At 59.6% G+C, this 20,504-nt stretch carries 14 protein-coding genes and 3 pseudogenes; 7 read left to right on the top strand and 10 right to left on the bottom strand.

The genetic code is table 11. From position 1 onward, the window contains the following. Nucleotides 1-121: 121 nt before the first annotated feature. Both ACYP5B_RS49960 and ACYP5B_RS49955 read right to left on the bottom strand, forming a co-directional pair. Nucleotides 122-1,000: pseudogene (locus ACYP5B_RS49960) on the bottom strand (ISKra4 family transposase); the annotation flags it as partial. A 992-nt stretch (nt 1,001-1,992) separates the two neighbouring features. Next, on the bottom strand, nt 1,993-2,940 hold the full coding sequence (locus ACYP5B_RS49955; protein WP_459574880.1) for a hypothetical protein: 948 nt from the start codon (nt 2,938-2,940) through the stop codon (nt 1,993-1,995). Between the two features lie 567 nt (nt 2,941-3,507). On the opposite strand from ACYP5B_RS49955, the gene ACYP5B_RS49950 reads away from it, so the two are divergent. Together ACYP5B_RS49950 and ACYP5B_RS49945 are read left to right on the top strand one after the other, a co-directional pair. Continuing rightward, nucleotides 3,508-3,708, top strand: coding sequence for a plasmid related protein (locus ACYP5B_RS49950; RefSeq protein WP_459574879.1), 201 nt, complete (start codon nt 3,508-3,510; stop codon nt 3,706-3,708). A gap of 3 nt (nt 3,709-3,711) precedes the next feature. Then, nucleotides 3,712-4,290, top strand: a complete 579-nt coding sequence (locus ACYP5B_RS49945; protein ID WP_459574878.1) for a hypothetical protein — start codon at nt 3,712-3,714, stop codon at nt 4,288-4,290. Nucleotides 4,291-4,902: 612 nt separating this feature from the next. Here the strand turns inward: ACYP5B_RS49945 and ACYP5B_RS49940 are convergent. The 6 genes and pseudogenes from ACYP5B_RS49940 to ACYP5B_RS49915 all read right to left on the bottom strand — a co-directional run bounded on the left by ACYP5B_RS49940 (nt 4,903) and on the right by ACYP5B_RS49915 (nt 11,390). Further along, nucleotides 4,903-6,129: an MFS transporter gene (locus tag ACYP5B_RS49940; RefSeq protein WP_459574876.1), complete on the bottom strand. Its 1,227-nt coding sequence runs from the start codon at nt 6,127-6,129 to the stop codon at nt 4,903-4,905. A 102-nt stretch (nt 6,130-6,231) separates the two neighbouring features. Then, nucleotides 6,232-6,409 (bottom strand): annotated as a pseudogene (locus ACYP5B_RS49935) (acetyl-CoA C-acyltransferase); the annotation flags it as partial. 14 nt (nt 6,410-6,423) lie between these two features. Continuing rightward, entirely contained in the window at nt 6,424-8,085 is a 1,662-nt protein-coding gene (locus ACYP5B_RS49930; RefSeq protein ID WP_459574874.1) for a 3-(methylthio)propionyl-CoA ligase, read from the bottom strand. A 333-nt stretch (nt 8,086-8,418) separates the two neighbouring features. Beyond that, nucleotides 8,419-8,898: a 2,4'-dihydroxyacetophenone dioxygenase family protein gene (locus ACYP5B_RS49925; protein ID WP_447428587.1), complete on the bottom strand. Its 480-nt coding sequence runs from the start codon at nt 8,896-8,898 to the stop codon at nt 8,419-8,421. Between the two features lie 111 nt (nt 8,899-9,009). Further along, nucleotides 9,010-9,972, bottom strand: coding sequence for a TauD/TfdA dioxygenase family protein (locus ACYP5B_RS49920; protein WP_459574872.1), 963 nt, complete (start codon nt 9,970-9,972; stop codon nt 9,010-9,012). Between the two features lie 383 nt (nt 9,973-10,355). Further along, complete coding sequence (locus ACYP5B_RS49915; protein ID WP_459574871.1) at nt 10,356-11,390, bottom strand: AraC family transcriptional regulator; 1,035 nt, start codon at nt 11,388-11,390, stop codon at nt 10,356-10,358. A 109-nt stretch (nt 11,391-11,499) separates the two neighbouring features. Between ACYP5B_RS49915 and ACYP5B_RS49910 the strand changes: the two genes are divergently transcribed. The 3 genes from ACYP5B_RS49910 (at nt 11,500) to ACYP5B_RS49900 (ending at nt 15,347) form a co-directional block, all read left to right on the top strand. Next, entirely contained in the window at nt 11,500-12,540 is a 1,041-nt protein-coding gene (locus ACYP5B_RS49910; protein WP_459574869.1) for an alpha/beta fold hydrolase, read from the top strand. A gap of 163 nt (nt 12,541-12,703) precedes the next feature. After that, nucleotides 12,704-13,987 carry an MFS transporter gene (locus ACYP5B_RS49905; protein ID WP_447428591.1) on the top strand — a complete coding sequence of 428 codons (1,284 nt, stop codon included), beginning with the start codon at nt 12,704-12,706 and terminating at the stop codon, nt 13,985-13,987. 502 nt (nt 13,988-14,489) lie between these two features. Next, nucleotides 14,490-15,347: a TauD/TfdA dioxygenase family protein gene (locus tag ACYP5B_RS49900; protein ID WP_459574867.1), complete on the top strand. Its 858-nt coding sequence runs from the start codon at nt 14,490-14,492 to the stop codon at nt 15,345-15,347. A 128-nt stretch (nt 15,348-15,475) separates the two neighbouring features. Here the strand turns inward: ACYP5B_RS49900 and ACYP5B_RS49895 are convergent, their stop codons facing one another. Both ACYP5B_RS49895 and ACYP5B_RS49890 read right to left on the bottom strand, forming a co-directional pair. Beyond that, the gene (locus ACYP5B_RS49895) at nt 15,476-16,843 is read right to left on the bottom strand and encodes an MFS transporter (protein ID WP_447429847.1); all 1,368 of its coding nucleotides are present in this window, start codon (nt 16,841-16,843) and stop codon (nt 15,476-15,478) included. 297 nt (nt 16,844-17,140) lie between these two features. Then, nucleotides 17,141-17,665 carry a TauD/TfdA dioxygenase family protein gene (locus tag ACYP5B_RS49890; protein WP_337442047.1) on the bottom strand — a complete coding sequence of 175 codons (525 nt, stop codon included), beginning with the start codon at nt 17,663-17,665 and terminating at the stop codon, nt 17,141-17,143. A 513-nt stretch (nt 17,666-18,178) separates the two neighbouring features. On the opposite strand from ACYP5B_RS49890, the gene ACYP5B_RS49885 reads away from it, so the two are divergent. Beyond that, nucleotides 18,179-19,087 carry a hypothetical protein gene (locus ACYP5B_RS49885; RefSeq protein WP_459574865.1) on the top strand — a complete coding sequence of 303 codons (909 nt, stop codon included), beginning with the start codon at nt 18,179-18,181 and terminating at the stop codon, nt 19,085-19,087. Nucleotides 19,088-19,223: 136 nt separating this feature from the next. Then, nucleotides 19,224-20,413: pseudogene (locus ACYP5B_RS49880) on the top strand (IS4 family transposase); the annotation flags it as partial. Nucleotides 20,414-20,504: the final 91 nt, after the last annotated feature.

Genomic DNA, 20,504 nt, shown 5'->3' with positions numbered 1-20,504 from the left:
GCCGTCATCGACCGAGTCGGCCCAGCACGATCACAACTTAGCTTGCACTCTCGATTCCCATGCCCGCGGCTGAACGTGTCAGCCATGTGCTATCGGGAGACCGCGCCAAACCGGGGGCTGACTAAGCAGCAAGGCGATGGTTTCCTTCGCCGGCGATGGAGGGATACCATCGTTCAACGTGAGACCGGAGCTGGTTATTGAGCACGGCGGTCCGGATTTGCAGCAGGTTGTGCGCGTGCCGAGGCCGCCAGGCCATCTGCTGCCGTTTGACGAATCGCTTGCTGACCACCTGGTTGACGGCTGACTCGACAAAACCTGATGCAATGGGCTCCCCATGCCGATAGCGGTCACCGTAGTTCACGATGAAGTGCCGATTGTTTTCGAGGTAGACAATGAACTCCTCGAGCTTGCCAAGGAGTTTGGCTTCCTCGGGGCTTGCCTCAGCTTCCAGATCCCAGCCCAGGCTTTCCAGTCGGCGCAACGCCGGATGGGGGCAGCCGTGCCACAGGTGCCACTTGGCGCCATGCAGCGCCTTGATCAAGGCTGCGTTGCTAGGACCGTCGCAGTGTGCCGGCCTGCCCTTGATCATCTGTTCGAGGTTCTGTACCCGCATGGCGATGTGGAACCAATCGAGAACGTACTCACCGCGGTCACCAAAGCCGAGTTGGGCAAACCGTACGGTATCCCCGCCGTCCGACAGGAAGGTGACCGGCTGATTGGGTTGCACACCTTCTCGCAGCAGGAAGTTCCACATACGATCGGCCGGTCGGCGCTCCAGCTTGTGCACGTAGGCAAAACTATGCCCGCCATCCTGATCCCGCAGGGACTTCCTGACGATCACTTCAAACCAGCCGTCCTGGCGGCGCCGGTGGCCGGCCCGCCGAAGGTAGCCGCCGTCAATGCCGACCGCGCGGACCGGACTGGGCTCCGGGATCTCGGACGAACCGACGCTCGCGGCCACCTCCGCCTGCTGCCGGGCGTCGGTGGTCTGTTCCGCAGATCAATATGCTCGTGTTTCGTGTCCCCCGCCTTGCGTTGCCAGCTAGGTTGCCTCGCGGTTCCCGGTCAGCGTCTTGCAACAACGGTTTCGTGGGCGGAATAGCGTTCTCAGCGAGTTGACAGCACGGCTTTCAGTCCTTGCCACAGGACGCGTCTCCCGTCGTCTGGCGCGTCGGTAGCGCAAATTCTCGATACCTCGAGCATCTGAGCCCACCCCTCGGACGTGAAGGCATCTGCGACGTCGACGATTCTTCGTATTTCATTGACGTCCGAAAGCGGTAAGGAGCAAATGGAACTGTTCGCCTGGGTGTAGCAAGCGACATGCGACTTGAACGCAAACCTCTTCATCTCCGGGCAGTTGCAGGTTGGGTTGACGGAGATGTCTAGCTTCGGAACAACAGCTTCTTGCAAGCAAACCAGTGTTTTGTCGCGCCAGTTCCTTCCTTCCGCCGAGAGGTTGGCGTTATCCAGAAAACGCTGGCAGTACTTTGCGCCGTACGACTCGAAGTACTCATCAGCGCTGCCTGAACAGGGGCAGTATTTCGCGAAACACTCCTGGTATACGCTGCAACTGGGAGTTTGCTGGTTGGCACACTGGGCTTCCGCAGAAGGGGACGTACAGAGTGTCAAAAGTACCGTCAGGAGTGTGACTGGCCATTCTGAACTGAGGCTAAGCCGTAGGCTACTCAATGCCATCACTAACCTCCTCATCTACCGCCGGTGCGGTGCCTCAATTGACGAATTCTGGTGTTTTGCGTCTGGCGTCATTAGACGCTGCGCTGTCGTGGGGGCCGCTTGCTCGCCCCAAATTCTCGACTGACCTTATTCTACGACTGATTGCCAAAATTGCACGGCGTGCCCTAATACGGGTGCTGGTGCAGCGTATCCAAATAGCGCATGCCGCGCTACGCTACGACCGAGTGCCGTCGTCATGACTCGCATCCCTTTTCAAAGCCAAGGCGCGAAGCCTTGGCTTTCGTGCTTTCTGGGGTGTCAAGACTCTGAAGAAGTTGGTGGGCGTAGCAGTTTGCGAAGCGGAATCGACGGCTCGATGCATTCGCCCTCGGGCGCTTGCCGCGGTTCTTCGGGAACCTGGGGGACCGATTCGATCTTCACTGGTTCGCCTACCCATCCGCATTTCGTGCACGCAGGCCGCTCCCATTCCACATCAGGCATGTCGTCACGATACCCGCGCTCGGGCGAGAGCCTGTGTGAACCGCACGCGGGGCATTGGTCGGGAACGCCGCGAATATGTCGAATGACAGCGGAAGTGGCGAGGCCAATGGCATTTTCGGTAACCGAGAAGCCCGCCTCGGCATCATGCCACTTGGATCCCTTGGTGTGCGTGAGCCAATTGGCGAACTTCCACGCGCTATCCAACAGATTTTTGAAGAGATGGCGCCGGTTTTCGTGTGTTGAACCTGGCATCGTGACAGTGCAGATATGATCTGTCCAGCCCTTCATGTCGGCCTTCTTCGGGGCTTCGTCGGTTGACTTCCAAGGTAGGACCATTTGCGCGGCAGCAGCGAAGGCGAGTAACGCCTCGCGACAGCGCACGCCAATGGCTTGGTAGTCCGCCACTTCCTCTGCATGCTGCAGTGCGTCTGACGCTTCTTCGAGGTACCGATAGGCTTCCGCAAAGGGCTCCACCGGGAGCGCCGACAGCTTCTGTTTCTCACTCCTGGGAATTCGTAGGCATAGTCCGACGTGAAACGTCAGCGCTAGGTCCATGTTCGGAAACTGGTCCTGCGAATACAGGTTCGTTGGTTCGGTGATGACCCACCAGCGGCCCTTGTCGGTGTGTACGTCCCAAATGTTGTGGCAGACATGCAGGACGTTCTCCGAATACACTTTCTGTAGCATCTCGACAGTGACGTCAGGCGCCTGCCAGGTTATGTACTCAATGACATCGTTCGTCTCTTGTTCAGTTGCCGGCAGCATTCGCGATTCCTATCTTTATGCGTTGTTCGGCATATTAGAACACTCTTCCACCTGCCTTTACCATTGGGGAAGTCGCCGCCGCCGTCGGCGTGAAGCGGGCCCGCAATTCCCTCCTGCGCGGAATATTTGGAGGATACCGGCGCTATCGATCATCCGTCGAGCCAGATGGCCGTGCGCCTCTCGCGGTGCGAACCTCTTCGACTGGATGCCGACGGACCCTGCAGTAGGTTCGGCTCCGCACGCGGTTGCCAAAGTTACACCGGGCTTGAGGTAAAAACTGCCCTGCAGTAACGTGTCGAAATGGTGCATTCGCGCCATGCCGCAACCGACGTCATAACTCGTGTTCGCCTCTCAAAGCCAAGGCCCCCGCCTTGGCTTTTGTACATTTTGGGATCCGCGATGGCGGCGCCGCCACAACCCCCAGGAGAATTTCCCAGGCCAACCCAAATCAGCCGCTTCCCCCGCGCCGGAAACTCTCGCGCCAGTGTCCGGACGCAGGCGCCCTTATTCCCGTTAGGGCAGATCGTTGCCACGCGGCGTGTACTTGCCCATCTTGATCTGAGTGGCGTGAATGCCGCGCCGTTACTAGCGCGTCATGTGCGCGGCGACTGGGGCTTGGTGCCGGCCGAGGACGCGCAGGCGAACCGGTTTGCCGTCGACAACGGCCTACGCATTGTCTCCGCCTACGAAGTTGCCGGAGAACGAATATGGATCATCACCGAAGCTGCCTGGAGCGCGACGACGCTGCTGCTGCCGGAGGAGTACTGAACCATGGCCGCGCAGCTTTCCAACACCCTTTCGCTGCTTTCAACTAGAACCACCAAGCGGCCATTGCATGATCTGTTTTTGGCGCTGCCCTTGCTCCCTGTTACGGAGTTCCGTGAAATCGACTATGCGGCGGCCGACCCGCAAGCTCTCTTGCGGATCGCGGCGTGCGCTGAGGCAGCCATGCAGACGATCCATCTGGGCCTATCAGCCATTGCTCTGCTCTTTGCCCACGCTGCGCCGCAGATCGAGGCCAATGACATATCGGGCGACCCAGTCGCGGCGGTCAGCTGGCTAATGGCCGATCTCGGCGAGTTCATTGCGTTCGCACAAGAGCTGGCAATGGCCTGCCGAGCGCATACGGCAGATTACGTACCCTCCGGTACCTCGCCCACACCTAGCTGCGCAAGACCGTGGACTACTGCCTCAAGTTGGCCTGTAAGCCGCTGGCACTTGAGCGTGGACCGAACGACGGTTCACCGACGCAGGTTTGCCGAGGTCCGCTATGGCCGATCCACCGCCGGTCTCGATGTCGATATCGATGGCCGCTGTGCCTTGGAAGCCGCCGTTGACGTGATCTCGTGACGAACGACGGCAGTGGGTCGGTAAGAGCCGACCGGCTCACGACTGGTGGAGGTCGCTTACCGGCCAGTTGCTGCCGCTCGGCCATCATCCCAGTGCGTCATTCAAACGACCGGTCCACTCCGAAACCTGCCGGATGACCTATGGAAGCATCTCGGCCAGTGCCGCCATTGAGGTGACGACGTCGGTGAGGCGGCTACAGGTTGCATTCCTGCCGTTCGCCTACCGCCGCGAATGTCGGGTCGCACTGCGAATGCGCGCTCTCGACCCATATGAGGCGTCAAATGCAGATGCGTCGGAACGGCTATTTGGAGCGCGAGAGGCGGACGCTCCTGGAAGCTGATTTTCAAGCGGAGGCGGCATCAAAGTACGTTTGATGTAATCGGTCGCGGCGATTCATGTTATCGGGCCGCAACAGCTAGGGTGGTCTGGATTTGGGCATCTGCGGCTTCGTAAACACATAGAATTATGTCTCCACTGAACCAGGCCAACTCCACAAGCGCCGCAAGCATATGCCTTGTGCCGTCGCTCATCAAGGCCGGTGAGTGCCGTCAACAGCGAGGGAGTAGGCGGCCCGTGTCTTCAAGTGAAGAAGCAAAGAAGCCGGCCGCCGATTCAGGCCACGGGTAATCGATTTGCCCGACGAGTGGCGTGGCCTTGCCAAAGCAACAACGCTGCACCAGCCAGCGTAAGCGCCGCGCAGCCCAGGGCCATGAGCCAGAAGGAGTTCCAAAGCAGCGGGGCCAGCACGCCGGCTATCAGGGCCATGCCTGTGTATTGCAAAAGCATCTGGCAGGATGCGGCTAAACCCGCGTTCTCAGGAAATGGTTGCAGCGCATGGCCTATGAGCAGCGGCATGGACAGGGCCACCATAAAGGAATAAGCACCCAACGGCACGAGGTGAATCAGGCCGGGTGCCACCCGCAGGGCCAATGCCACATTAAGAAGATTGACAACCAGAAAGCCCAGGTAGGCCAGGCGCACAGTGCGCTGCGTGCCCCACCGCTGAAGCAGGAGCGGCAGACATACCAAGCCCGCAATCAGCCCCAACACCATTGGCACATATGCCACGTAGACCTCGGTCGCAGGGCGCCCCAAAAGATGGATTACATACTGTGGAGCGGCGGCGACATATAGGAACATCGCCATCCAGTTGCAGGCATGGGCCACGGTCAGACGCATAAACCAAGCCGAGCCCAGCACAATACGGTAGGTGCGCCACAGAGTGTCGACGCGCATAGGCTGACGGCGGATGCGCGGCAGGGTTTCCGGCAACAGCCGACTGTAGAGCATTAACATGAGCGCCGCCACCACAGAAAGGAAGGCAAACACTGCGCGCCAGCCCCATACGAACGTCAGCCATCCGCCAAGCATGGGTATTAAGGTGGGCCCCAGGCACTGGACCATGCTCGTACGCGCAATCATTTTTTGTGCATCGGCGCCCGAATACAGATCGCGAATGATGGCACGGCACAGAATCGTTCCTATGCCGGCTGCCAAGCCTTGCACGGTTCGCAGCACCCAGAGTTCCTCAATGCGCGTCACTTTTAAACACAATAAGGAAGACAGCAGCAGCACCACCAACACGAAACGCAGAGGCCTTCGCCTCCCGTAGGCGTCTGAAATGACGCCATGCCACAGGCACATAAAGGCATTGGCTACAAAAAATAGCGACACCGTCTGCTGCACGGAGGTAGCCGATATGTGCAGGTCCTGCTGAATCGCCGCGAGGGTAGGCAACAGGATGTCAGACCAAAGGGATACCAGAATGCCCAGAACCCCCAGCAAAGGCAGTGCTCGCGCGGCGCTCAGTGGTGGCCTTCTGTCGGATATGGATTGCATAAGTGACGGGGGTAGACGTCCTTCAAATGCGCATAATGCGCAGCCAGCCATCGTTTATCGGACCCCGTGCCGATGGTGGCTGCCAAGCCTGTACTCAGCCAATCAGGTTCGCTCGAAGACGGCGGCGATTTCCTGACTGCCTCCAATGCACATCGTGACAAGCGCATACCGACGCTGGACGCGATGCAACTCTTGCATGGCCTTGACGGTAAATAACGCGCCCGTAGCCCCCGATCGGATGACTCATTGAGGTGCCGGAGCCATTGGACGTGGCGAGGGCCATGGCGCGCTGGGTCACGCGATGCGCTGGCGTTCCGCTGGGTTCATCAGGAAGTCGGCGAAGCGCTCTCGCAACTGATTTTTTAGAATCTTCCCTGTTGCACCCAGCGGGATCTCGTCGACGAAGACCACATCGTCCGGCGTCCACCACTTCGCAATTTTGCCTTCGTAGAAGCCAAGCAACTGCTGGCGGGAAAGCTCGGTTCCTGCTTTCCTTACCACTACGAGCAGCGGCCGCTCATCCCACTTCGGATGGCGGGCCGCGATGCACGCTGCCATGAATACCGCGGGGTGAGCCATGGCGATATTCTCAAGATCGATGGAGCCAATCCACTCGCCCCCAGACTTGATGACGTCCTTGCTGCGATCAGTGATTTGCATAAAGCCATTGGCATCGATGGTCGCAACATCGCCGGTTGGAAACCATCCTTGTCCTTCGTCATCGAACTGCAGCGGACTATCCCCTTCGCTTCTGAAATAGTCGCACACTACCGATGGCCCGCGCACCAGCAGGTCACCAGAAGTCGCGCCATCCCAGGGCAACTCCATGCCGTCAGCACCAACGATTTTCATGTCGACGCCGAACACCACACGGCCTTGTTTGGATTGCACGGCATGCCGCTCTTCCGGGGACATCTTAGAGTGCGTGGCCTTCATGCTGCCGATGGTGCCCATTGGGCTCAGTTCAGTCATCCCCCAGGCGTGCAATACCGCTACGCCGTATGTTTCCTGGAACTTGCGCAACATGGCCGGGGTACAGGCCGCGCCGCCAATGATGGTGCGTCTCATGCTCGAGAATGGCTGGCCTGATTCCTCAACATGACTCAGCAGCCCTTGCCAGACCGTCGGAACGCCAGCGGAGAGCGTAACCTGCTCGGCTTCGAGCAGTTCATACAGCGATTTGCCGTCCAGAGCCGGCCCGGGGAATACAAGTTTGGCCCCGACCATGCACGCGATGTACGGAAGTCCCCAGGCATTGACATGAAACATCGGCACAACGGGCAGGATCACGTCGCGCGCGGAACAGTTCAGGGCATCAGGCAGCGCGGCCGCATAGGTGTGCAGCATTGATGAGCGATGGCTGTACAGCGCCCCTTTCGGGTTGCCTGTCGTGCCAGAGGTGTAGCAGAGCGTACTGGCGGCCTCCTCGTCGAGGATCGGCCAGGAGTAAACGGACGAATACTGCTCGATCACGTCTTCATAGCACAGCAGGTTGTCAATGCCGGCGTCCGTCGGCATGTTTGTACGATCGGTCATGACGATGAACGCCTTGACCGTTTTGCAGCGGCCGGCGATGGCCTTGATCAACGGCAGGAAGGTCAGGTCGAAGAAGATGTACTGGTCTTCGGCGTGATTCGCGATGTAAGCGACCTGGTCTTCATGCAGGCGAGGGTTGATGGTATGCAGAATGGCACCCATACCGGAGACGCCGTAGTACAACTCCAGGTGACGGTAGCCATTCCATGCCAGCGTGCCGACCCGGTCGGAGGGCTTGACACCGAGGCTCGTCAGCGCGTTGGCCATCTGGCGTGCGCGACGGTGGCAGTCACGGAAAGTGTAGCGATGGATATCGCCCTCCACCCGCCGGGACACGATCTCCGTATCGCCATGATGACGGTCGGCATGCACTATGAGTGAGGAGATCAACAACTGCTTTTGCATCATCAAGCCGTTCATGGCGTCGTTCCGTTCGTAATGTCTGTGATCGGGGAGCGGGCACATGGCCGTAGCCCTCTGTCAGGTTCCGCTTCAAGGCCGCGAACGAAACCACGTGTTTCCCCTCTCCTGGGTTTTTGCGATCAGACAACGGTTCTGGCGGCGGGAGAGATCGCGATGCGGCATGGGCTGCGTGGTCGGCACGCAGCCATCTTCTCGCGGCCTGTGATCTGCGATGACCCGGCGTGGTGCCGGAGCCCTGATATGCCCGGACCGTCTAGTGCATCTTGCGGGCGACGCACTGAGTGTCAAGAGGACCCCGGGGGGATATCCGGAGTCCCCATGAATGTCAGATCAGTTGAATGCCGTAAGGTCTTTCGGCTTGATGCCGTGCTGCTCGCAATAGGCAAGATAGCGCTGCAGCCCGGACTTCCAGTTTTCGATCGCGACGATGTTGTCGTTCCCGTCGAGGAAAAGGAGATCCCCGGTCACCTGAACCAGCGTGAGCACATATCCGTCTCCGCTTCCCGTGCTGACGACTTCAGGCGTGTGGGTCGACGCGGCGGTTTCGTACACGACGCTGCCGGGTCCGGCGATCCAGTCGTGCTCCTTGTATTTCCACTTGCCTTCGATCGTGTAGACCAGGACCGTACCGGTGTGGTGGTGCTTGGGCAGTTGCATGTCGATCGGTGACTTCATCAGCACGATCCATTCACCCCGGATCGGATCAAGCTTGAAGTACTTCAGCAGGACGTTTTCTGCATAGGGTGCAAACGGCACCCACGGTAGCGAATCGCCATCGATGAGCGAGGTGTCGACTTGTTCGTAAAGCATATCTGTCTCCATATTGGTATGGTCGTAGCCGAAAACTGGTAAGCGTGCCAGGGCCGCCCGCCTGTGCCTGACGGGCGGATGCCCCGGATACGCCGGAGGCAACTGTTGGCCTTAGGCCAGGGGGGTGCCCGCGAGGGTGGCGCGCAGCATCTTTCTTGGCGAGTTGTCGTAGTCCGCCACTGCGTAGTGCTGAACCTGCAGGTTGTCCCACATGGCAACCGTGTTGGTTCTCCACTTCAGACGAACCTGGTATTCCGGAATCGTGGCCTGAGAGGTCAGATAGTTCATCAGGTGATGAGCCTCCGGCATGAAGTCCTGGCCGTACCGGATGTCCTCGAAGTTGAAGAAATTCGAGAAATGGGTCGTGAACGTCGAGTTGACGAACAACACCTTTTCGCCCGTCTCGGGATGGATGAGCGCAACCGGGTGCTCAGCGGCGGGGTTCTTCGCGGCCATCGCGTGCCGTTCTTCGATCGGCATCTGAGCGCCGAACGTGTGCTCGGCACTGTGCTTGGCGTACAGGCCGTCGATCCGTTGCTTGATGGTGTTGGGCAGCTTTGCGTAGGCCATCACCATGTTGGACCACATGGTGTCTCCGCCGGATTCCGGACCCAGTTCGCAACGCAACACCGCGCCGCGCGGCGGCGCCTTCTTGAAGGTCACATCGGCATGCCAGAGGTTTTCGCGGCTGGCTTTTTCGACGAAGCTCTTGGGCTTACCCGAGTCGAGATTGCGGTACAGCATCAGCAGCTTGTCCGCCTCCGGATGGCTCGGGGCAAGGGGATGGGATTCCAGTTCAGCGAATTGCGCGGCGAAGTTCTGTTGCTCCATCGGCGTAATGTTCTGATCGCGGAAGAACAGGACCTTATGCTTCAGCCACAGCGCCCGGATTTCGGCGATGGCGTCAGGATCCAGGGCGGCATCCGCCAGGCTGATGTTGCTGAGCTCGGCGCCGATGGCGGGCGTGCAGATCTCCACCTTGATCGAATGCTGGCGCACCGATGGCCGGACTATGGCCGGCGACGCGGATGTGGCTTGTGAAGTCGTGTTTTGGGGTACGGCGGTTGCTGTCATTGATGTCTCCAGTCTGGGCTTGCGCGGTGGCGAGCCATGTGTGCGTCCGGCAGATGAAGCGGGCCCCTGTCAGCAGGGAGGACAGGGGCACCGTTTCGTCAGCCATGGGATCCAATACTACGCATTGCGGCCGCGATGCCATTGGCTTGACGGGACAATTTATTAGCATATTGGGACAGCAGGCCCGGTGCCGTGGATGAAAAGCGGAGAGCAACAACGCTCGCGTGCTTCCGGGGCGACCAAGCGGGCAGTTGGGTAATCGCGGGGAGCGGGCGCGGATCGGTGAGGTCAGGAACATGCAGGGTGCGACAGGTTCACTCAGTGCAGCAGGCCCGGTTGACGGAGGGGTTCGTGAGCCGATTCTGAGTCTGCCTTCCTGCTTCCTATTTGTACGAGATAGGACCGGCTGCCGCCGAGTTCTGTCGGTAATGGGCGGCCCAATCCGAGGGTGTCTTGCCAAACTGGCTGCGGAACCAGCGCGAAAAGTCAGCGGCAGAGGAAAAGCCGAGGAGTTCGGCGACTTCATACAACCTGCGTTTGCTGTTGGCCAGATACTCCTCGGCGAGTTCAGCACGCACCGCATTGATGATCGTGGTGACACTCTCACCTTCGGCCGCCAGGTGCCGGTTAAGCGTGCGCCGATGCATGCCAAGATGCTGGGCGACCTGGTCGACGGAACAAAGTCCGCTTGGTAGCAGCATCCTGACGATCTGGCGCGCCCGCTGGGCCGGCTCGTCGCGTACGTTGACCAACTGCATGTCCAGCCATCGCTTCACCTCGCGATTCAGCGTCGGGTCCGCAGCAGGGATGGGCATGTCCAGGTCGCGGCCGCGGCAAACGATGGCATTGCATTCCTGCGAAAACTCGATTGCCGTACCCAGCACGCGGTGGTGCACTTCAAGACTGGCGGGCCGCTCGTGGGCGAAACAGATATTTGCCGGCCGGAAGGTGTTGCCACTCAGCGCCCTGAACATCCGCAATCCGATGCCGACTGACTGTTCGATAGTCTGGCGCCAAACGCCGGGGGGTTGCATATTCGCGTCCATATGCAACAGCGCGACGTCGCCTGCGTCGTCAAGCCGCATTTGCACGCCGGCGTTGTGCAGTCGCACATAGCGGATGCAAGACTGCATTGCTGCACGCAACGTTGGTTCGTCCCGGAGCACCAACGCCAGCATGCCCAGATTGGCCAGGCTTCTCGTTTCCGCGAGCAGCAAGCCGAAGGCCTCCTGACCTGACAGGCGTGCCGACTCCTCCAGCAGCCACCCCACCGAATCGGCACTGATCATCAGATTCGGATCGTCGAGGACCGTGTCCGGCAGCTTGGCCATCCGCAGCATGCGAAGCGGATCGAGCCCCACCGAACGGGCAACGTGTTCATAGTCGGTAAGGCTGGCACTTCGCGTCAGGGTATGCACCGACAGTCACCTGTCCCAATTTCACAAGAGTATGTCCTGCCAAGCTTAGTGCAAGTTGCCTGTCAGGGCTACCTTAGAGGCCGAGAACTTCTACAGATGGAGACAGACAATGGACACCAGCGCTGCAACGCACATCGGTCAGCCGGGCGCCGCATTCGGGCAAGTGGATGCTGACGACCCCGCCGTATTCAACCACCGCTTTGCCGAAGTCAACGGCATTCGCATGCATTACATCGACGAGGGGCAAGGTCCGCTCGTCATTCTGCTGCATGGCTTTCCATACCTGTGGTACATGTGGCGCCGCCAGATCGGGGCTTTGGCCGCGGCCGGCTTTCGGGTCGTCGTCCCCGACCAACGGGGATTCGGGCAAACCGACCGGCCAGATGCCATTGAAGCCTACGATATGAGCCAATCAGTCGGAGACATGGTTGGCCTGATGGCGGCCCTGGGTGAAACGTCCGCGGTGATCGTCGGACACGACCTGGGCGCGTGGGTGGCTCAAGCGGCGGCCATGCTGAGGCCGGATCTGTTCCAAGGCCTTGTGATGCTCAATACCCCGGTGCCACCGCGCGGAAAGGTCAAGCCGACCGTCGGCTTGCAGGAAATGGCGAAAGGCAGGGTGTACCACCACCTGTACTTCCAGCAGATCGGTAAGCCGGATCGCGAGTTCGCCAGTGATCCGCGCAAGACATTGCGCAGCGTTTTCTACTCGGTCTCCGGCAGCGCCGTAGGCGCCGACCGCTGGCGCCTGTTCGTCGAACCCGGCGAGCCCCTCCTTAGCGCCTTCACTGAGCCGAAGGAGTTCCCGTCATGGTTGAGCGCACGGGCGATCGACTTCTACGTCGACGAATACACACGCACGGGATTTACCGGCGCCATTAACTACTACCGCTGTCGCGACCGGAACTGGGAAATCACCTCGTTTCTGGACGGTGCGGTGGTCCGCCAGCCGAGCCTGTTCATCGGTGGTGCCGCCGACCCTTCCCTCGAACCGGTCGAAATCCGCGGTATCTACGACCGACTCGACGCTTATCTGCCCGGACTGCAGAAGAAGGTGCTGCTACCCGGCGTGGGCCATGCCGCGGCGGAAGAGAGCGTTGACCAGGTTAACGCATTGCTCCTGGAATTTCTCGGGCAGTTCGAGCGCTAGCGTCCGGGTTGGTCGGCTGCGATGTCCGGATTGGGGGCGTCCAGCGACATAGCTACTTGAGCACAGGGCAGGTTTCACCTTCCCTCAGCCGCGGACGCCAGAGCTGAAAAGAGAACGCTGCGCACGCATGGCACTAGCAGCAGCAATAACAGGAGACAAAATTATGGCAGTGATTATGCAAGAAACAGCGTGCGGTGACGGTGCGCGGCCGCAGTCCGCTCGCGGCTATGCGTGGGTCATTTTTGCGCTGACATTCGGACTGCTCTTGTCCGACTATATGTCGCGGCAAGTGCTCAGCGCAGTCTTTCCGCAAATAAAGGCGGAGTGGGGACTGTCCGATACTCGGCTCGGAGCGCTCAGCGGCATTGTCTCGCTGGCTGTTGGCATCCTCGCGTTCCCACTCTCGCTTGCCGCGGACCGATGGGGTCGCGTACGCAGCGTGACGATCATGGCGGCGATCTGGAGCGTCGCGACCTTGCTCTGCGGCCTGTCGCACAACTACTTCACGTTGCTGTCGGCGCGCTTTCTGGTCGGTGTCGGCGAAGCCGCTTACGCCAGCGTGGGCATGGCCATTCTCATCAGCATGTTTCCGCCACGGCACACCTCCACGGTGGCAGGCGCTTTTATGGCGGGCAGCATGGTCGGGTCGGTAATGGGGATGGGGCTTGGCGGTTCACTGGCAAGCCAGTTCGGTTGGCGGAGTGCGTTCGTTGGCATGGCCATCTTTGGCATCGCGCTGACCGTGCTCTATAAGACCGTCGCCAGTTCGGCGCGAATCGAAGGGGCGAAGGTTCAATCAACCGGTATCGGGCAAACTGATTCGCTGGCTACCGTCCGCGTCAGGCAGGTGCTCAGAGATCTGTTCTCCTCCCCGGTGTTGATCTGCGTCTATATCGGCAGCGGGCTGCAGCTCTTCATCAACGGTGGCCTGCTTGCCTGGCTGCCGAGTTTCCTGCATCGAGTCTATGACATGCCGCTGAACAAGGCAGGCGGCGTCGCCGCCGTCTTTGTCCTTTTCGGCGCATGTGGAATGCCCCTATGCGGTGCGCTTTCCGATCGACTGGGACGTGATTCTCCGCGACGGAAAATGCTCCTGGCGATCACCTTTAACCTCACCTGCGTAGCCTTGCTGTGCGCGGCGTTTCAGTTTCCCGCCGGTTCAGCCCAGCTCACACTCATCGCATTGGCGATGCTCTTTAGCGCTGGCGTTATAGGACCGAGCGGCACGATGGTTGCGAATTTGACGCCCAAGGCGATTCACAGCACAGCCATGGCAACGCTCGCCCTCGCTTTCAATATTCTTGGGCTGGCGCCGGGCTCCGTTGTGACGGGAATACTGGCGGACCGACTGGGGCTGGCGACCGCCTTGCAATTATTGCCAATCGCCGGTATTGCGTCTGCCGTTGTCTTGTTGATTGGCGTGCGTTATCTGCGCAGGGATCGATGACACAAGGGTCCAAAAACCTTAAGGACGGTGCCAGTTTAACGACAACGGCTGATCGTCGTCACTGCGAAGGAAGGGATGCAGTGATTCTCAAAGTCGCAGGATTCCTTACAGGCGTCTGGCAGGCGTCCGGTGTTACGTTTTAGGGAAAGCGAGATGCGAGACGGTAGAAATTCTTTGCGGCGGTTGATCGACAAGTGGTTTGGGCACCGTGCGAACGGGCCAGTGCACGTGATCAAATTCAGTCGTACATCCGCCAATCGAACGCGCTACGTACACGTTGGCGAAGGCCCTTCTGAAAGTTGTCTGGCGATTGTTTTCTTCCGGCACGGCGGCGGTTCATGGAACGTGTACCCGCCAAACGAGGACGTGCCTAGTATGAGCTCGCACAGACTCGCGGAATGACCAACTATAGTGTCAAGTAATCCTCGACACCCGGAAAGGGGCTTTTAAATCAAGGCCTCGCATTTCGCCGGTAGTTGTAGAAATCACTCAAGGAAAAGAAATGAAAATCGAACCACTGACCTGTGCCATCGGCGCGGAACTGCTCGACGTGAATCTTGGCGATGCGGTGCGCGATGACGGCCTGTTCAACGAAATCTACGCGGCACTCCTGAAGTACAAGGTCCTCTTCCTGCGCGACCAGGACCTGGACAAGCTCTCGCGCAAAGACCATGCGGCCTTCGCGATGCGCATGGGTCCGCTTGAAGCCCACCCGATGGTCCCCAGCCACCCGGACGCACCAGGCCTGACGCAAATCTATAAAACCCCGGAGAAGCCGGTAGATCGCTACGAGAATTCCTGGCATTGCGATACCACGTTTCGCGAAGCGCCCCCGATGGGCGCCGTACTGCGCTGCATCGAATGCCCGCCGGTCGGTGGCGACACCATGTGGGCCAACATGGTCTTGGCCTACGAAAAACTGCCGGAATCCGTCAAAAAGGAAATCGACGGCCTGATCGCCAGCCACAGCTTCAATTCCTCTTTCGCCGCCGCCATGCCGCAGGAAAAGCGCTTGGCGATGAAGGCGCAATACCCGGATTCCGAGCATCCGGTCGTGCGCACCTATCCCGAAACCGGCGAAAAGGTCCTTTTCGTCAACGCCTTCACGACCCACTTCGTGAATTATCACACCAGCGAGCACGTGCGTTTTGGGCAGGACTACAACCAGACCGGCGTCGACTTGCTAAAGTACCTCATCAGCCAGGCTTACAACCCCGAGTACCAAGTGCGTTGGCGTTGGAAGCCATACAGCGTGGCAATCTGGGACAATCGCTGCACCCAGCACTACGCGGTGATGGACTACCCACCCTGCCACCGCAAGATGGAACGCGCGGCCATCGTCGGTGACAAGCCCTACTAACAGGTTCACTGAACTTCGATAGGTATCGGGAAATCGGCGTCGCCGCTTTCTCTCGTGCCATCCTTGTTCGCAATCGTTTCTGTCGCCTCTGCGCCACTTCGACACGCTGGGCGCCGTATGTGATGCGGTTAGACCGCCGCGTTCAGGTGCGGGGCCGCGATGCGCAGCGTGCTGACGACTGCCGCGGCAGCCGCGAACGCGGCGGCGACATAGAGCGCGATCGTCGGCCCGTGCTCGGGTGCGACGCCGAAGATCAGCGCGACGAGCGCCGTGCCGAGCGTCTGCCCGGTCAGCCGCGCGGTGCTGAGCATCCCGCCTGCGCTGCCGCTGCGCTTGCGCGGCGCCGACGACAGTATTGCACGGTTGTTCGGCGCCTGGAACAGGCCAAAGCCGGCCCCGCACAGCGCCATGCGCCAGACGATGTCTACGGTGCCCGGGTGCGCGCCGATCGTCGCAAGCAACAGCAGTCCGCCCGCGAACAGTGCGAGCCCGATGCCGCCGAGCACGCCGGCCGAATAGCGGTCGGACAGCGCGCCGGCGAGCGGCGCGGCGATCACGATCACGAGCGGCCAAGGCGTCATGTAGAGGCCCGTCTGCACCTGCGAGAAGCCGAGTGAATTTTGGAGCCAGAACGGTAGTGCGACGAACGCGAGCATCTGCGACGTGAACGACACGATCGACGTGCAGATCGACAGCGCGAAGACCGGAATGCGCATCAGGTCGAGGGGCAGGAGCGGCGCCGGTTGCGATAGCTGTCGCTTCACGAAGAAATAGCCGACGACGGACGCCATCGTCAATTCCGCAACGATGAACGCGCCGCGCTCGCCATAGCCGAGCCCGTCCACGGCCATGAACAGCAGCCCGAACACACATGCATTCATCAGCGCGCTCGAGACATCGTACGGCGCGTCGTGCACCGGATTGGTGGGCAGCGCGCGCAGGCCGCCGAGCACCGCGGCGATGCCGATCGGCACGTTGATCGCGAAGAGCCACGGCCATGGCGCGACCGACAGCACCGCGGACGCGACCGTTGGCCCGATCGCCGACGACAGTGCGACTACCATAGCATTGACCGCCAAGCCGCGTCCAAGCATCGACGACGGATAGATCGTCTGCAAGAGCGCCGCGGTGATGCTCATCATGCCCGATGCGCCGAACCCCTGGATCACGCGCATCACCACGAGCGTCGGCAGCGAGCTGGCGAGTGCGCAGCCGAGCGACGCGACAGTGAACAGCACGAGGCCGGCGATGTAGATGCGCCGGTGACCGACGCGATCACCAAGCGACGCGAGCGGCAGCAGCGTGATCGTGATGGCGAGCTGATATGCGTTGACGATCCAGATCGACGCGGCGTCGGATGTATGCAGGTCGCGCGCAATAGTCGGCAACGCGACGTTGGCGATCGAGCCGTCGAGTACGGAGAGTATGGTGCCCAGTGCGACGAAGACGACCGCCCAGTAGCGTTTCGGAAGCGGCAGGCCCGTATCGGCATTCATGAGGGGGATCGTGTCAATCTGGGGCTGGAACTCGGCCATAGGGCTTCCTTGTGGTGACGGTGCGGCAGGTCGAATCGCGCGCTTACTTTTTTCCCGTCGGCCTCATCGACACGACTGGATCGATTCCACGCAACGCTCAGTTCGCAGCCCAGGCCATCAGATGATCGCCAAACTGCTCCCGCAGACGGCTTTTCTGGACCTTGCCCGTAGCGCCCAATGGGATCGCGTCGACGAAGATCACATCATCAGGCGTCCACCATTTCGCGATCTTGGTGTCATAGAGTTCATGTCGATCATTCAGTACGGCGAGTCGCCGATGATTGCCGTGCGCTCCATCTTGCGATGGCACGGCGGGTAATCCATCACCGCGTAGTGCTGGGTTGAACGGTTGTCCCAGAACGCAACACTGTTTTTCCTCCAGCGAAAACGGACCTGATGCTCTGGAATATTGGCTTGGCTGGTCAGGTAGTTAAGCAACTGACTGGAGCCCGGCGACTTGTCCACGGGGTCTTGTAGATCTGAACCAGTCCGGGGCAATCGGGATCGCTGCCTAGCATTGGATGGGCCTCCAGCTCGCCGAAACGGCGCGCAAAGGCCACGTGCTGCGCGCGTGATGTCTTGGTCGCGGAAGAACACCACGCGATGCTTTAGGAGCAGCGCCCGAATCTCTGCCATCAGCAGGTCGTCCTCCTCGGCAGCCGCGCCCAAGTTGACGTTGCTGAGCTCGGCGCCAATCGTTCGAGTGAGTGGCTCGACCCGGATCGAATTGCCCAGAGAGGTTGCGCGGATCACTGCGGGTGCCGCTTCAAGGCGTTGAATCATTCGGGTTGTCTCCTATTATTGACGGTTGCCAAGCCGATCGATGCTTGTGAGTGTGGGCGCGGCGCGTATCCCCCGCTTGACATTACATGACTGACCCTTGTCATTTCGTGCCTTCGGCATACACGACAGCCGACCTAGCGTAGACGGATGGCCGTTGGACTTCGAGAGCGGCCGTCGCCGCTACAGGATTCGAATGACGGGAAGGGGTCGCGAAGCGCCGACCGCCCTCCTCCTGCCCGTCGGCCGAAGTCGGCCAATTTGAGACAGTCACCCACTGCTCATCAGTGTCCGAGTTGGTCGATGAGTCGACTATCCAAGTAGCGCTTCGTGTCGACGCTTCTTCGCTGGTTCCACGACGACTTTCAGGATCCCGTTTTGGTATTTACTCGGGAGCGCTATACTTTGGTTCGTTCAATCAATGGCATTGTTCATTGAATGAATCCAGTCCGGACGCGCAACTGAAGCGCGAAAGTCGCCGCCCTAAACGCAGGTTAACGCTATTGCCGAGTGCCAATGAAAAACATATTTGTGGATATCCCCGCTCCGAGTTATTGGCAGGACTTCGAGCTTTTGACTCTCGATATCTGTCGTATCAAGTGGGGAAATGACTATGCCGAACGCAATGGGCGTGAGGGGCAAAAGCAAGCTGGAGTTGATGTATATGGTTATAATTACTCGGCACGCGAAGAAACAGGGGTTCAGTGTAAGAAGAGAAAGACCAAGATTCAGGGAGTGAGGGCGCCAGCCAGTTCGCTCACCACCGATGAAATTGATGACGAGGTTAACTCAGCCACTTCATTTCTTCCAAAGCTGGACCGATTCATCATCGCAACCACGGGGCCGCGTGATAGCAATCTCCAAGCGTATGCTAGAGCATTGAACGCGGCGACGCCGCCGTTCCAGGTCGCCCTGTGGTTTTGGGACGACTACGTCGAGTTCCTGAACTCGAACGATAACCTTATGTACCGGTACTATGCCAACATCCTGAAGTATCGCGAGCTCTATTCTCAGGATGAACACTTTCTCCGAATGCTAGCTCTCGCATTTGATCGGCCCGCTATCCGGACGGCTTTTCACCAAGAGAATAGAGCTGTCGACTTTATTGAAGCGATATCCGCCCTGCAGCAAGCCGTAACTACCGGAGTTCTCAAAGATCGAACCGGGCACGTGATAGATGAGGCGCGACCACCAACTATGGCAAGCTCCGAGCTCAAGACTATTCGGTTACTTCTAAATAAGGTCCGCTCGGTCACGACAAATGCTCTGCGACAAGGTCTCATCATCGAGCACGGAACAGTGATAGAAATTCTTGAGCGATCGCTGCAGGACGAGATCAATAAAATAAGAAAAGATATTGTCGTGAAATTAAACCAGTTGTTGCTGGTGGCGAGCATCGACCCGATCGAAATTCGAGAGTACTAGCTCGTTGGGGGCATCCCCTTATACACAAGTAGGACTGTCTCCGCAGCGGGGCATGGAGCCTGAGGCCGCGGAAATTTCGAGGTAAGGGGTTGTTAACTTCGCCAGACTCGCGTTTACTGTCGAGTTTTTAGCAGCGATGGGCAACGAGTCGGGGGCATGGGTGGACGAGGAATTTGAGAGTCTGGATCTTGGTGATCCGCGGCGGGATCGGCGCGCCAAGGAATTGCTCAAGCGGTTTGCGGCCCTGCCTACGGCGAGCATTCCCGGCGCATGCGATGACTGGTCGCAAACCATTGGGGCCTATCGGTTTCTCGGCAATGAGCAGATCGATTGGCGGGACGTGATGCAGCCGCATTGGGAACGCACGACGGAGAGAGCCGCGCAGTTTCCGGTAGTGCTGTGCATCGCTGATTCAACCGAGTTGAACTTCAATGGCCAGGAAATCGAGGGGTTGGGGCCGCTGAGCTACGAAGCCCAGCGGGGCATGTTTCTGCATCCGACCTACGCGGTGACGCCTGACCGTGAACCGCTGGGGGTGATCGATGCCTGGATGTGGGCTCGGGAGCCAAAGGACGCCGACGGCAACCGCGGCGGGATCAAGGAAAGCGTACGCTGGATTGAAGGGTATGAACGGGTTGCGGAGCAAGCCGCGCTATTGCCCCAGACACGGCTGGTGTATGTGACTGACCGCGAGGGTGATATTGCCGAGTTGATGGCGCGCGCCCAGGAGCTCGGCCAGCCAGCCGACTGGTTGATCCGCAGCCAACACAACCGCAACCTTGCTGAGAGCGGCAAGTTGTGGGATAGCGTCGGCGCCAGCCCGGTACTCGGGGAAATCACCTTTATCTTGCCAGGGCGTGCAGGGCAGAAGGCGCGCGAGGTCAAACAGGAGCTACGCGCAATGCGGAGATCACCTGTGTAGAGGCCAGGGAGATTGGAGCGCCCGCAGGCGTCAAGCCAGTGGTTTGGCGGTTGTTGACCAACCGAGAAGCGCAGGATGCCGATGCCGTCATCGAACTCGTCGAATGGTACCGAGCCCGATGGGAGGTGGAGATGTTTTTCCATGTCCTGAAGACCGGCTGCAAGGTCGAAGCGCTGCAGCTCTCGCACATGGATCGTGTGGAGCGGGCCCTGGCGTTGTATATGGTGGTGGCGTGGCGCATTGCCCGCTTGATGCGGTTGGGCAGAACCTGCCCGGATCTCGATGCGTCCCTGTTCTTCGACGCCGACGAGATTCGGGGAGCATACGTGCTCGCCAAGAAGGCCCGCCCGAAGACACTGGTCACACTCAACCAGATGATTCGGTTGGTTGCTTCCCTAGCAGGCTGCTGAAGTACTAACCGCACAAGCGGCAAGACTTCCCGCTCTATGGTTGATGTGCCGCCTATTTTTCACAATCCGGAAGCTGCGCGTCATT

Source organism: Cupriavidus sp. 8B (genome assembly GCF_054589115.1).
Note: the sequence above shows the minus strand (reverse complement) of the source record. Positions and strands in the feature narration are given on the sequence as shown.

Excerpts from the sequence above, each read along its gene's own strand:
- ACYP5B_RS49955 (WP_459574880.1), bottom strand. The coding sequence starts at position 2,940 with ATGCTGCCGGCAACTGAACAAGAGACGAACGATGTCATTGAGTACATA.
- ACYP5B_RS49945 (WP_459574878.1), top strand. The coding sequence starts at position 3,712 with ATGGCCGCGCAGCTTTCCAACACCCTTTCGCTGCTTTCAACTAGAACC.
- ACYP5B_RS49940 (WP_459574876.1), bottom strand. The coding sequence starts at position 6,129 with ATGCAATCCATATCCGACAGAAGGCCACCACTGAGCGCCGCGCGAGCA.
- ACYP5B_RS49930 (WP_459574874.1), bottom strand. The coding sequence starts at position 8,085 with ATGAACGGCTTGATGATGCAAAAGCAGTTGTTGATCTCCTCACTCATA.
- ACYP5B_RS49925 (WP_447428587.1), bottom strand. The coding sequence starts at position 8,898 with ATGCTTTACGAACAAGTCGACACCTCGCTCATCGATGGCGATTCGCTA.
- ACYP5B_RS49920 (WP_459574872.1), bottom strand. The coding sequence starts at position 9,972 with ATGACAGCAACCGCCGTACCCCAAAACACGACTTCACAAGCCACATCC.
- ACYP5B_RS49910 (WP_459574869.1), top strand. The coding sequence starts at position 11,500 with ATGGACACCAGCGCTGCAACGCACATCGGTCAGCCGGGCGCCGCATTC.
- ACYP5B_RS49905 (WP_447428591.1), top strand. The coding sequence starts at position 12,704 with ATGGCAGTGATTATGCAAGAAACAGCGTGCGGTGACGGTGCGCGGCCG.
- ACYP5B_RS49900 (WP_459574867.1), top strand. The coding sequence starts at position 14,490 with ATGAAAATCGAACCACTGACCTGTGCCATCGGCGCGGAACTGCTCGAC.
- ACYP5B_RS49895 (WP_447429847.1), bottom strand. The coding sequence starts at position 16,843 with ATGAATGCCGATACGGGCCTGCCGCTTCCGAAACGCTACTGGGCGGTC.
- ACYP5B_RS49890 (WP_337442047.1), bottom strand. The coding sequence starts at position 17,665 with ATGATTCAACGCCTTGAAGCGGCACCCGCAGTGATCCGCGCAACCTCT.
- ACYP5B_RS49885 (WP_459574865.1), top strand. The coding sequence starts at position 18,179 with ATGAAAAACATATTTGTGGATATCCCCGCTCCGAGTTATTGGCAGGAC.